At 41.7% G+C, this 13,061-nt stretch carries 11 protein-coding genes; all 11 read right to left on the reverse strand.

Features of this window, described 5'->3' with window-relative positions; genetic code table 11:
- Positions 1–77: 77 nt before the first annotated feature.
- On the reverse strand, positions 78–1,664 hold the full coding sequence (locus MHI25_RS18430; RefSeq protein ID WP_076129851.1) for an extracellular solute-binding protein: 1,587 nt from the start codon (positions 1,662–1,664) through the stop codon (positions 78–80).
- Positions 1,665–1,751: 87 nt separating this feature from the next.
- Positions 1,752–2,615 (reverse strand): carbohydrate ABC transporter permease, encoded by an 864-nt coding sequence (locus MHI25_RS18435; RefSeq protein WP_076129850.1) that lies wholly within the window; start codon positions 2,613–2,615, stop codon positions 1,752–1,754.
- Positions 2,616–2,645: 30 nt separating this feature from the next.
- Positions 2,646–3,620 (reverse strand): ABC transporter permease subunit, encoded by a 975-nt coding sequence (locus tag MHI25_RS18440; RefSeq protein ID WP_076129849.1) that lies wholly within the window; start codon positions 3,618–3,620, stop codon positions 2,646–2,648.
- 195 nt (positions 3,621–3,815) lie between these two features.
- Complete coding sequence (locus tag MHI25_RS18445) at positions 3,816–6,047, reverse strand: helix-turn-helix domain-containing protein (protein WP_076304443.1); 2,232 nt, start codon at positions 6,045–6,047, stop codon at positions 3,816–3,818.
- A gap of 223 nt (positions 6,048–6,270) precedes the next feature.
- Positions 6,271–6,888, reverse strand: a complete 618-nt coding sequence (locus MHI25_RS18450; RefSeq protein ID WP_340393886.1) for a glycerol-3-phosphate acyltransferase — start codon at positions 6,886–6,888, stop codon at positions 6,271–6,273.
- Complete coding sequence (locus tag MHI25_RS18455; RefSeq protein WP_340393887.1) at positions 6,888–7,979, reverse strand: glycosyltransferase family 2 protein; 1,092 nt, start codon at positions 7,977–7,979, stop codon at positions 6,888–6,890. Before MHI25_RS18455 ends, MHI25_RS18450 begins: the two co-directional genes overlap by 1 nt.
- A 65-nt stretch (positions 7,980–8,044) precedes the next feature.
- Positions 8,045–9,247 (reverse strand): MFS transporter, encoded by a 1,203-nt coding sequence (locus MHI25_RS18460; protein ID WP_340393888.1) that lies wholly within the window; start codon positions 9,245–9,247, stop codon positions 8,045–8,047.
- Between the two features lie 10 nt (positions 9,248–9,257).
- Positions 9,258–10,295: an ROK family protein gene (locus tag MHI25_RS18465; protein WP_076190984.1), complete on the reverse strand. Its 1,038-nt coding sequence runs from the start codon at positions 10,293–10,295 to the stop codon at positions 9,258–9,260.
- Between the two features lie 186 nt (positions 10,296–10,481).
- Positions 10,482–10,997: a GNAT family N-acetyltransferase gene (locus MHI25_RS18470; protein WP_256716521.1), complete on the reverse strand. Its 516-nt coding sequence runs from the start codon at positions 10,995–10,997 to the stop codon at positions 10,482–10,484.
- 2 nt (positions 10,998–10,999) lie between these two features.
- Positions 11,000–12,202 (reverse strand): Gfo/Idh/MocA family oxidoreductase, encoded by a 1,203-nt coding sequence (locus MHI25_RS18475; RefSeq protein ID WP_076190982.1) that lies wholly within the window; start codon positions 12,200–12,202, stop codon positions 11,000–11,002.
- A complete protein-coding gene (locus MHI25_RS18480; protein WP_076190981.1) occupies positions 12,199–13,059 on the reverse strand; it encodes a metallophosphoesterase in 861 nt (286 codons plus the stop codon). The genes MHI25_RS18475 and MHI25_RS18480 overlap by 4 nt, the downstream gene beginning before the upstream one ends.
- Between the last annotated feature and the right edge of the window lie 2 nt (positions 13,060–13,061).

Here is a 13,061-nt window from a genome sequence, read left to right on the forward strand (position 1 = left end):
TCACTTAAGGGTTTAATAAATAGGCTGGAGCAAGCTTTTGCTCCAGCCTATCATCCAGTACTAATCAGCGAACGCTGCTATTTACGATCTGCCAGCACTTTATTTACCTCATCCGTTACTTCCTGACCTCCGGCCTTTAGCCAGCTATCCTTGAAATTATCAAAATCTTTACCCGTGTTCGCTTCTCCTGTAATTGCTTTGATAACAAACGTATCTTGCAACGTCTTCAGATTGCCCCAATACTTGGGTTTGCTTGTTAATACCGCTGGTCCCAGTACATCTAGCAATGGTGTAACACCTGGAGTGATCTTGTCTCTCAAATCTAGCAATTCTTGTTTTACCGTATGTTTTTCCATTGAAGTGTCTGTGGAGCTAAGTGGATTATAGAAATTACCTGCTCCCATCTTCGGAGCACTAACCTCTTCATCCGCTTTTGGAATGGCAAGGTCCCCTTCCATATCATAGCTCACACCCAATTGACCGAAACCTGTCAGCAGAAAACCTTCGGAATCCGTAGACACATATTCGAGAATTTCCATAATCTTATGACGTTTCTTCTCATCCTTTTCGAGTTGAACACCGAACAATACTGGCGCCTGTCTTGCACCATACGCGAAAGAATAAGCAACGCCATCTGGAGCTGTAAACGGCTTGCCAGGCACGAATATTTGACCTTTCTCTAGACCAGGTTTTGCGACAAACCCAGATTCTTTATAAAAATTGCCCCACTTCCCGTTATCCACCATACCCACTTTTTGGTCAGCAAATTTAATATTGATTTCGTTATTATCACTAGTTATGAATTCAGGATCAATCAGACCTGCTTTGTACCATTTGCTCAATAACGCCAATGCTGATCGCGTCTCTTCTGTAATGCCTCCATAAACTACGTTCCCGGAAGCATCCTTTTTGAACTGATAAGGGGAAACAGCAAATGCTGAGAAGACACTTGTGAACAATTGCTCTGGAAGCTTGCCGCGGCCGATTAAACCGTAAGTATCCTTCTTCCCATTTTTGTCCGGATCTTCATTAACAAATTTGGTGAGTACATCCTCAAGCTCTTCCAATGTCTTGGGTGGTTCTGAGTAGCCAATATTTTTCAGCCAGGCTTCATTATAGCCCGGAATAAATCCATCAAGACCACCTGGCCAAATTTTCGGGATCCCCCAGTTTTTTTCGTTGTATAAGCCTACGCCCCATGCCCCGGAATCAACCGAATCCAATGCTGCTGCATATTTCGGCATCAGGGATTCAATTTCAGCCTTATCAATCGTCGCAATAATCCCTTGATCTGCCCATTGCACCATATCCGTTTCGTTTGCATCGACCGGGAAGATATCAGGAATATCTCCAGAAGCTAGAAGCACTGAAAATTGTTCTTTCCAAGTTCCACGTTCCAATTTAATATTTTTGATTTTCACATTAAATTTCTTCTCGAGCTCGGTTTGCACATAGTTACCGTCTTCTTCTGGCGTATTAAAGTTGTTCGCCCAAATAATTTCAATCGGAGCTTCAGCTGCTGATGCCCCCCCTTGACCTTGATTCGTCGGCTTCGTTTCGTTAGTGTTATTATTCGCCGCATTCCCGCCGCAACCACTCATGACAAGTGAAGCCGATAGGGCTATCGCAGCAATTTCCAACCATTTCTTGGATGTATGCCTCATATTCTTTTATTTCCTCCCTTTTTTTGTTCATCTATATATTTAGACAACCCGCGGATATAGCGGACTGTTTAAACCGTTCTGAGCCTTCTAACCCTTAAGTGATCCAACCATAATTCCTTTGACGAAGAAACGTTGCAGGAATGGATAGATCATTAATATAGGCAGCGCTGTAAACATAATAATCGCCGCTTTGACCATTTCAGGAGCCTGCTCATTGGTAGGAAGTGGTAACATCGGATCTCCTTCGGCTGAAATAACAAGCCGTCTTAAGAAAAGCTGCAGTACAATCTTTGATTGATCCTGCATATACAACATTGCATCAAACCAAGCGTTCCAGTGCCCTACTGCAGTCCATAGGGCTAATGTTGCTAGAACAGGCTTCGACAGCGGAATAACAATCGTAAATAAGATCCGCATATCATTAGCCCCATCTATTTTAGCTGAATCCTCCAGTTCCTCCGGTATACCCATAAAGAAATTTCGCAGGAGCAGAAGATTAAACGTGCTGAGCAGGCCGGGGACAATATAAACCCATAACGAATTTATAAGTCCCAGACTTTTGATTAGCAGATAGGTAGGGATAAGCCCGCCGCCAAAAAACATCGTTACGACAATGAACATTGTATAAAATCCCCGGTGCGGCAAATATTTACGAGATAGCGGATATGCTCCCAGTGACAGAAACACGAGTGTCAGAACTGTTCCTACAACTGTGCGGAAAACCGTATTCCCCATCGTTTGCCAGACCGTATCTGTTGTCAGTACACGCTTCCAAGCAAAGAAGGAAACTTCTTTGGGATAGAAATGAATTCCCGGCCGAAGGGCTTCCGCAGGGGTGCTAAACGATATAGAGAGCACATGCAAGAAGGGATAAATCATCGTAATACAAAGAATGATTACAAATAGGATTAGAAAGACTTGGAATACTTTTTCACCAGTGGATAGCTTCAATTGTAGTTACTCCTTCCTTACATTCATTCATTAATAAAGACCTTCCTGCCCCATTTTTTTCGTTATGAAGTTAGCAAATAACACCAGGATAAGACCCACCACATTTTTAAATAATCCAACAGCCGTCGTTAGACTGAACTGAAAGTTTTGCAGACCTATCCGGTACACATAAGTATCTAACGTATCCGCCACCCCATATACAGCTGGTGAATAAAGTGTTAAGACTTGATCGAAGCCAGCATCCAGCACACTCCCTACCCGAAGAATAAGCAGAATAGCAATCACCGGCAGGATCGAAGGAATGGTGATAAATAACGTTTGTTTCCAGCGATTGGCTCCGTCCAGAACTGCAGCTTCGTACATTTGGGAATCGATGCTTGCTAATGCAGCTAAGTATATAATCGTTCCCCAGCCGATTTCCTTCCATATTCCTGACATAACGAGCGTAAAGCGGAAATATTTCTCGCTGCCTAAAAAGTAAATGGGATCAAAGCCGAGCCACTGAATAATATAATTGACCACACCGGAATTCGGAGATAACAAAGTGATCAATATCCCCCCTATAACGATCCAGGATAAGAAATGGGGTAAATAGGATATCGTCTGTGCAACCTTCTTGAAGAAGGAAAACCTAAGTTCGTTAAATAACAGCGCCAATATGATCGGTGCAGGAAAACCAAAAATAATATGGTAAAAACTGATAATAAGCGTGTTCTTAATGATTTTCCAAAAGTCGGGTGAAGCTGTGAACAAGTATTCGAAATGCTTTAAGCCGACCCAAGGACTTCCCCAAATTCCATCACGAATAAAATAATCTTTAAAGGCCAGTTGAATGCCATACATCGGGCCATAAGCAAATACGGTATACCAGATGATCACGGGAGCTAGTAATAAGAATAAATATTTGTTTTTTTTGTATTGGCGCCAAGTATGTGTCCACCTCGAGACTTTCGGCTTAAGATTCTCTCCCTGTTTTTGAATGCCAGCAGTGCTTGCCGGGTTCATAGTTGTTTTCTCCTTCCGAATACGATTTTGCGTTAAGACTGTGTCTGAACACCCCTTACGTTAGGGCATTGTAAGCGCTTTTTATATTGTAAATTCATTAAAATCAGTAAATTATCTTCGTATTGGGGCTATAATTTTTCGAACAAAAGAAAAGACAATCGCGAGACGATTGCCTTTTCCACATGGATTGGAGAATTATGCACTTGAATGGTTCGAATGGTTTGCATTGCCTGCGTTCCTATACTGGACCGGTGTAACTCCGTAACGTGTTTTGAATTTGTTGTGAAAATATTGCGGGTTACGATAACCCACCTGAGCAGAAATCTCAGCCACGGACAGCTGCTTTTTTTCTCTTAATAAATCAGCCGCCTTCTCCAACCGCACTCGGGTTACATATTCAGTGAACGATTCATTCATAACGGTTCCGAACAAGGTAGAAATATACGATGGCGCCAACGAAGCAACCTCAGATAATTTATTTAGCGATAAATCCTCTTGAATATTATCATCGATAAAGATTTTTAATTTATGAATGATCTCTGTATGTGCGTGATTTCCTGACTCTTGAATATAAGCTGTAATTTGTGCCGATAAATCACGAATGGAATCAAGGGTTTCGGACAACGTCTCCTTTTTGAACTCATCGAACAGACTGGAAGGCGAAACGATTTGTTGCAGATCAAGCTCAATAATGGTCTGATACAGGACCGTAACCAACTGAAGCAGGCCTAACTCAACCGTCTCCAATTGGACATCACCTTTCTCCATGACCCTTTGGAAATCGTCCATAAACCTGTTCATCGTAACGTCATTGCCCGCCTTTAAGGCATTTTTATAAAGATCAAAAGAGAATAAGTGTGGCGTAACATCGTTAAGCGGGATATGTGAATACCGCGCAATAGCTTCCGAACCATAGATAAACCGATATCGATAGGCATGTAAGGCATTTTGATACGAAAAGGGGATTTCTTCAGGTGCCTGAACCTTCGATCCAAGCGCTGCTCCAAAGTGTAGTTGCTCAGGCAACACATTTTTTATAAGCTCCAGTTCCTTCAATAATAAAAGCTCCAGCTCTTCGTGATCCTTATTCAACTCACTGAAATAGATAAGCGCCGCTTCCTGGGTATTTAAGCTGACGAATTTATAAAAGCTATAGGCAGCATGCTGTTCATAAAAAGCCCTGAATTCCTCGCAATCTCCCTTAGTTATACGAATATAGCTAGTCATGTAATGACATTGCAAAGGTAAATAATCGTAGTAATCCGAGCCAACGCCTGCACCTAATACCAGATTTTTTAGTTCATTCACTTTAGCTTTAGATTCTAAGGTTTCGATTTTTTGACCTAGCTTTGAGATTGTACTACCAATAATAGCGAATTCATTTTGCGAATAGTTTACGGTGCCTGGATGATAAAAGCTGCGAACATTGTTAACAAGCTTCTTCATCGGAACATATACACGTTTGGAAATCAAATAAGCGAATAGAAGCCCAATTAACAATACCAGGATACAGCTGACAAATATTTGGCTCTTCAGCTGCTTTGATGAGGATACAAATGAATTCATAGGCCGTATTAATACGTATTTCCATTGATTATTCGAGGTTTGGTCATTTTTAAAAGACAACACATATTTGTCGCGTTTATTATAATGAATTTCCTTATTATTCCCTGCTGACTTCATCCATTGCTTAGCAGTCTTAAGCCCCTCTTCGACGTTCGAGCCCGTATGGATAATAGGGCTGCCCTTTTCATCAAAAGCATATAGCTTTTCCATCGGCGAGCTCATCGTGCTGGAAATCATTTTATTGATGTATTCTAAGCTAACGTCAATGTACATGGTGCCTGTTGATGTTTTTGATAAAGCACCATAGGGAAGGGCGATTGCGTAAGTCAACACCTCTTCTTCATCCGATAACGTTCTATATGTCCAGCGGTTTAAGGCTGGTGTCACTGAAGTTTTCAAGAAGGAAGCATCTGGAGAATTGTCCAGCTTCGAATAAAATTGGCTGTTATCGATGATATAATTTCCTTTCTCGAAGTATGTGGATATTTTGTAAACGCCTTCATTAGTAAGCTTGAAAATTTCGAGATCCTTGCGAAAAGCTAATATTCTGCTCGTATTGCCTTCCCATTCACTGTCCAGTAAATAATTCAGCATAGACTGATTTTCTAACGACAAGGTAGACACTGCTCGGTTGCGGATACTGTTTTCGTATTTTTGCAGCAGCGTATTCTCCACAAAATCACTTGAAGTCATCAGTCGTTGCTTACTGTCTCTGGCAATCTCATCCACCATTAAGCGATTAGCCTGAACATACAGATAACTGCCCACAAGTCCGATTAAAACAACGGCTAATAATGTGAATGAAAAAATCAGATGGGTAAACCATGTGCCTCCATTTCTTACTCTGCCGCCGATCTTCATCACAAGCCCCCCTTTAGTTCATAACCCTATCTCTGTAACTTTCTAAATTGAAAGCATTTATAATTAAAGATACTAAAATGCACCAACTTTAGCCATTATAAAATCTTCTATTTAAAGATAACGCATCTTATAAAACCGAAAAAAACAGGCTTCCCCGAAATTAATCGCTGGAAACCTGTTTATTAACCTATACAAAACATCTATCGCGACAAAGAAAGTAACTTCAATGCCCCCGCTCCCTTTTTGAATATTCCTTCACCCATGCAATCCATTCTAACCTGTGCGTATACATAAGGATCACAAAGCTCCCAAACCATACCCACAGGATAGGAGCAGACCACTTACTGATGCACAAATAAACAAAAAGGAGCAGCATTCCGCTAACCACTTGCACACCATCCGAGACAGGTGAATTCCCTCTGCTTTTGTACCCGCTGCCGAGCACTTTCAACACTGCCAGGATAACTGCTAATGTTAAAGAGGCCTTGAATCCTGTCAACGCGCTCCATACCCCAAAGGTTACGGCAATCGCCTTCCCTCCTTTTCCTTTAAGAAATGGAGAGAAGGCATGACCGGCAATAGGAGCTAAGGCTAGCGGAATAATGAAATAACCCTGACTATAATGACTTTCCATTACCCATAAAAGAGGCAAATATCCTTTTAAAAAATCCAACAATACCCCAAAAATTCCGAATTTATAGCCAGATGACTTCCATAGATTCAAAGCCCCCGGATTACCGTCGCCAATGTCTTTCAAGTTCTTTTTACGCGCAAGACCAAGCCAATAGGAAAACATAAGAGATCCCGACAAAAATAAACCCGCGACCCACAATATGATCATTAGTCCCTAGGGCCTCCCACCTGGATATGCCTTCCTTTCCAGCTTACATGCCTCAGAAAAACAACCTGATAAATCGAATACAGCATGATCAAGATAAAGAAAACAGTTGCCACCACGTGAAATACAGGAATAACGATGCCAAATACACCTACATATTTTATAAAATAAAAGAGCTGGAACATATAAAGGAGATAACCGATCAATAAAGGCATAAACCAGGTAGTATTCGCAAAAATAAACACAGTTTCTGAGATGATGAGTCCGATCACCCAAAGCGCGATTGGAATAATTGTCCGCGGACTTATCGTTGAGGTGCTTAAGACAGCCCCTTTACTGAAGCCTTCAATCTCACTTTTTATCCCCTTCGGATACATACGAAAAGATACTAAGCCATAACCGATAAAATTTCTAATGGGAACACCTGCAGCGATAAACTTCTCTCCTAAAGACAAATCATCCAGCACTTCAGATCTAATGCTTTGATGGCCATTAACTTTTTCATAATCCTGCCTTAAAGCTAGAATACACGAACCGTATAATCCTTTTTTAGCGTTATTCTTTTCAAAAACAGAGGTGAATGTGAAGATCCCCAGCATATTCATGATTAAGGCAAGTTTCTCAAACAGCTTTTCTGTATGATGAAAAGGAACTACCGAAATGACACCTTTCGATAGCTCCCTTGCTTTTAATAATGAGGCCAGAGCGTTAGGCTTTAACCGGATATCTGCATCCAAGAAAGCAAAAATATCGCCCGAGGCTTGTAAATACCCATTCCAGATTGCCCAGCTCTTGCCCGTCCATCCCTCAGGGAGACTGCTGTTGGCAATAACCTTAACTCCATAGCTTTCGGCAATTTCCTTGGTCCGATCCTCCGAGAAATCATCCACAACAATAATTTCATAGGGGGTAATGGTTTGGAGCTGGAGTGAGTCGAGCAGAAAACGCAAATTGTATTCTTCATTTCTTGCGGGGATAATGATAGACAATTTCTCCGGTCCTTGAACATGTTCGTGATCGGCGGCCAATATATTCTTTCTAAACAATATAAAACCGGAGAGACATCCAACACCTATAATAATTAACAACCACATTTACAGCTCCCCCCTCCTATAGCTATATATATGAAGGGTTAGTCCGTAATATATTCAATTCAAATTTAACCGACATTTACTTTTGCTGAGTATTGATTAAGCTTTTCTGTACACAAGAGCATAACGATGGCGAAAAAAACGATCATCGCAGGAAAAATACCCAGCGTGAATTTCGAAGCTAATAAGCCGATAAAAGGCGGCATCAGCGTGGTGCCGGTATAAGCTGTTGCCATCTGAAAGCCCATAATCGACTGAGCATGTTTCTTCCCGAATCGTACAGGGGTTTCATGTAGCATACACGGAAAAATAGGGGCTAACCCTAAACCTATAATCATAAATCCTACAAGTGAAACTGTAGTTGGAAGCGGCAATACTAACAGCACCGTACCGATTAAAGCAATGAGCTGGCCATATCGAATTAGCTGTTTATTACTCATTTTAAAAGTAATGAAACCCGTCACCATTCTACCAAAGGTAATCCCTAGATAAAAAAATGATACCCATGTCGCTGCAGTTGATGCAGGAATGTCTTTAATGTTTACAAGAAAGCTGCTCCCCCATAAGCCCATACTCGTTTCGATGGCAGAATAAAATAAAAAGGTTAACATTGCTAGCTTTACCCCTCTTAATTTCCATGGTTTTGTGTTCTCTGCGGCATGCTCTAGCTCCGGATGATTGAACTCAGGATCACTTTCAGCATTCGGGTGGTTATTGCTCCCAGCCACTCTATCCCATAAAGGCAGTGTAACGAATAGAATAATGACTAAGCTCAATTGTATGTAAGCAACCGTAAGATAACCTTGCCGCCATAGACCTTCTCCAGAAATAAAAGAGCCCATAATAATAGGACCCAGCGTGGCGCCCACTCCCCAGAAACAGTGTAACCAACTCATATGATGGGCTTTATAATGCGTAGCCACATAACTATTTAATCCGGCATCTACAGATCCCGCACCTAAACCAAGTGGAATTGCAGCAATAATTAACCAGACTAACGAAGGTGACCCTGCAAAACCAAGCAACGCTACAGCAGTCATGATACAGCTAATAAGAGTTACTTTCCCTGTACCAAAACGTTTAAGGATAACACCACTCATTAAACTGGACACAATTGTCCCTACTGCAATAACCATCGAAAGAATTCCAGCAGTACCTAATGAAGCATTTAAGTCCATTCTCATCACTGGCCAAGCGGAGCCAAGCAATGAATCCGGCAAGCCTAAACTAATAAATGCTAAATAAATAATAATAAGAAAAAAAGTTGCCATAGTTATCTCCTTAATTGTTCTCATCTATTTGTTGTGAAACTAATAAGCCTAATCCAAGACTTTGTAATCCATTCAGATAATCACGTTTCAAGTTACTTACCGCTAACGCTGGAAGATGCTCCTTCGGAACGTATGTTGCACTCCGTTCATAGATTTGATTAAGCATGGCTGGAGCTAATTCATCCTCACAAAAAATAATATAATGCGGATTCAAAATAGAAGTCATAGTAGCCACTAATCGACTAATCGCATCCACACTATGATTCGATTGCATATTTGATCCACCAGGATCTCCAGTTAATGCCTCTATGAAATTTTTATGATCATACTGTGGCAAAAATTGAACTTCTCCTGAAAAAAACGTCTTTCCTCGCACGATTTCACCATTGACCGCGATCCCAGCCCCCGGACCATTTTTCCCTAAATACAGATACATTAGAGATATATTCTCTTTCAAATTTCGTTGCGTCATATAGCCGATTACAGCGGCATTCATATCATTTTCCACGATTGTCGGAATAGATAGTTGATCTTCTATGTGTCTTTTCAAATCTAAATTCTGATATTTCTCATAACCCGGAATCAGAAAAATCTGCCCATGATTCACCGCACCTGGAACTCCAATAGCCACAGATTGGATTTTAGGATTGGCCTTTTTTTCATCTTCAATAAGCATGACCAGTTTACTAACATCTTCCTCAAGAATACTGGGCAAACTCCCTTCTTTGATTACCTCACCAATGCAATTATAGATGGTATAATTGGTTTCATTTTTTTCCAAAAAAACAGCCATCCCTAACCGATAATTCGGATTATAGGTGTATCTTATTGCCCTTCTTCCCCCACTTGACTCATCCAGACCGCTGACCGTTATTTCCCCTGCCTCTTCCATCTGCATTAGAAATTTGCTTATCGTTGGGAAACTGTATTGCAATTTATGGCTTAACTCTGCCTTCGTTGCTTTTCCTAGTTCTAATAATGCTGTTCGAATATTTCGGATAATTTCAGATTTCATTTGCTGTGAAGGAAGTCGTTTCTCACTCGCCATGGCTCTCCCATCCTCTCACCTATAGTCATACTGACTTATTAAACGCGTTTAATAAGTCAGTATGACTATAGCAGCAATACGATCTAACGACAAGTTAATTATTGAATCAAGCTCCTTCAGTAGGTGCAGGAATGAAATAAGGAGGCGTATAGCCCCCCTAATCCCTCGCATTTATCATTATCAAAATCAAAGCCTTTGCAGGATTCGTTCCCACCTTCCAGGATGACTATCGTCTAAGTACACCGGCTGAAATCCTAATTTCAAATAAATACGGATGGCGGGCAATCTGAAATCATCGGTTTCTAAAGAGGTTGCCGCTCCACCTGATTCTCTTATTTTGTGCAAACCAGCAAGACTTACAGCATAACCGAGGCCTTTGCCAGAATATTCCGGAAGCACTCCAACCATATGCAAGTACCAACTCTTAGGGTCTCCACTGCCTAATTCCCAGGCCGTAGCTGTCGCTACAGGCTGATCCCCGCGGCAAATGAACAACAAGCGATCCGAATACAAGGGTACATGATCACTGATTTTATCTACGAATTTAACTTCTCTCGTAAAAGAATGACGGATAAGATCCTCCCAATTTCGTTCGTCCTCCGGCTGGAAGGACGTAAGCCGATACCCAGCGGGGCAATGAAAAGCAGGCAAGTCGGACAGCATTTCTTTTTTCATTACAAGTTTGGAAAGCGCCTGTTCCACCGTCAAATTCTCACCTTCGATCTAAAATCAGGAAAAGCTATAACTTTCCCACCCATCTCTACAGATTCCATAGATAATGTAAACACAGAGCTCCAAGTAACGGCATCATATACGTCCACCGAAGGGGTGCGATCCTCCTGAATCGCGGAAATGAATTCCTCAAGCACCATAAAATCACCTCCGCCATGTTTCGTCCCAGCAGCGTATTCGCCCCATTTTTTCCATGTTGGATGATCATAAAGTGGCTGATAGCTGCTTAACGGCTCCCACAATTCCTCTCCATCCGCTATATTTTTGGGCGAAAGATTCCTGAACCAGATCAAATCTTCCTCTTGCTGATGGCGGCCCGTAATATACGCCCCTTCAGTTCCTTGCAGCAAATAATGAGTTTTATTATGTGGTCGTACAGAGCTCCAATCTACACGCAGCTCAATCAGTACACCCTTTTCCGTTTGGATGACCGCAACCGCACTGTCGCCTTGCCGCCAGAAACCTTCACGCGCTGCCGGATGATCTTTTCCATAATGCTCTCCAAAATAATATTGTAAGGATCTTGATTTTGAAACAAAAGTCGAGATGCTTTTTAATCGATCTCCATCAGGCTTATTGAGATTAATCCATTGGGCAACTGGACCTATAGAATGCGTCGGATAATTGATCCCGTTATACTGCTGATGTAATTGCCCCCGCCAAGTCAGAGATCCATCCGGATGATGAGTCAAGTGACGCAAATCATGGATGTATCCGCCTTCCAGATAAGTAATTTCACCGAACATGCCTTGATCCGCCATATGTTTAATCGTCAGATTGGAGCGCGAGAAGCAGTAATTTTCAGACATCATATATTTAAGTCCAGTTTGTTCAACAGTTTCGATAAGCTCCCAAGCTTCCTCTAAAGATTGGATCGAAATCACTTCGCTTAGGACATGCTTACCCGCTTTTAAAGCATCAATAGATTGTCTGGCATGCAAATGCATGGGGCTTAAGATAAACACCGCATCAATTGCCGAATCTTTTAACATTTCATGATAATCCCGATAGGTTCGGATGTCCGGAAATTTCTCTTTCCATTGATTAAGAACCCACTCATTCAAGTCACAAGTAGCGGTCAGATGTATCCGATCCGATAGAGAGTATAGTGCATTCATAAAACTGGCCCCGCGATTCCCGCCTACTATGGCTAATCTTACTGGCTGGCGATTCATTGCTGGTCCACCTGCTTTCTGTCCCTTTGAAGTCGATTGATGATTAGTTCCTGATCTCTCGCCTTCCCTTCAGCCTGCGGATATTTTTCATAATCAAAAATGCTGAGGGTAAATAATGAAGACCATTTACTTAATTGCTCGCTCGCCAGACTCACCATCTCTAACCGAATCTCATCTTCAAGCACAGTGAGAATTCGAGCAGCAGGAATATCCAGAATGGAGGCCGTTTGAATGAAATGCCAGTTTTCTTGTCTAACGATAGAATGCACATGATTATGCCCGTTGAAATAGAAACCCACACCTTGCCATTGCTTCAATATCGGCCAAATATCCAAGCTGGGATCCAGTGACATCATTGGCTCAGTTGATCTAGCCGTCGTATTATACAAGGGATGATGGCCAAAGACGAATAGTGGCTTATCTGTAGTCCGCTTCATTTGTGCTTCGAGCCAGGCTAACTGTTCATCATCAAGCGTTCCGCTCCAATCGTCACGATTTTCCCGTGCGGTATCCAGCAATATAATGATCGCATGGGTCTCTTCAATCACACTGTATCGCTGCTGCCGGGTGACGGAAAGGATTTCTTGCTTAGGATAAGTGTACGTATCATGATTGCCAAGAACATGTAGAAAACGCCTGGAATGCTTGCTGTCCTTAATCTTACCCATGATATAATTAAATTCGCTAAATTCTCCTGCATGCACCATATCTCCCACAGAAATATGATAATCGGCTGGGATAGACAAAAATAGATTCATAAATTGCTCGTAAAAAGCATCTCGTGCCTCTTTAATCAAAACCTTGTTGTTTAACAATTCGTCCGGATAATGTAAGTCTCCGATAATCGCCAGCCTCATAA

This window comes from Paenibacillus sp. FSL E2-0177 (assembly GCF_037992975.1).
GTDB lineage: Bacteria > Bacillota > Bacilli > Paenibacillales > Paenibacillaceae > Paenibacillus_AQ > Paenibacillus_AQ odorifer.

Excerpts from the sequence above, each read along its gene's own strand:
- MHI25_RS18430 (WP_076129851.1), bottom strand. The coding sequence starts at position 1,664 with ATGAGGCATACATCCAAGAAATGGTTGGAAATTGCTGCGATAGCCCTA.
- MHI25_RS18440 (WP_076129849.1), bottom strand. The coding sequence starts at position 3,620 with ATGAACCCGGCAAGCACTGCTGGCATTCAAAAACAGGGAGAGAATCTT.
- MHI25_RS18445 (WP_076304443.1), bottom strand. The coding sequence starts at position 6,047 with ATGAAGATCGGCGGCAGAGTAAGAAATGGAGGCACATGGTTTACCCAT.
- MHI25_RS18450 (WP_340393886.1), bottom strand. The coding sequence starts at position 6,888 with ATGATCATATTGTGGGTCGCGGGTTTATTTTTGTCGGGATCTCTTATG.
- MHI25_RS18455 (WP_340393887.1), bottom strand. The coding sequence starts at position 7,979 with ATGTGGTTGTTAATTATTATAGGTGTTGGATGTCTCTCCGGTTTTATA.
- MHI25_RS18460 (WP_340393888.1), bottom strand. The coding sequence starts at position 9,247 with ATGGCAACTTTTTTTCTTATTATTATTTATTTAGCATTTATTAGTTTA.
- MHI25_RS18465 (WP_076190984.1), bottom strand. The coding sequence starts at position 10,295 with ATGGCGAGTGAGAAACGACTTCCTTCACAGCAAATGAAATCTGAAATT.
- MHI25_RS18475 (WP_076190982.1), bottom strand. The coding sequence starts at position 12,202 with ATGAATCGCCAGCCAGTAAGATTAGCCATAGTAGGCGGGAATCGCGGG.
- MHI25_RS18480 (WP_076190981.1), bottom strand. The coding sequence starts at position 13,059 with ATGAGGCTGGCGATTATCGGAGACTTACATTATCCGGACGAATTGTTA.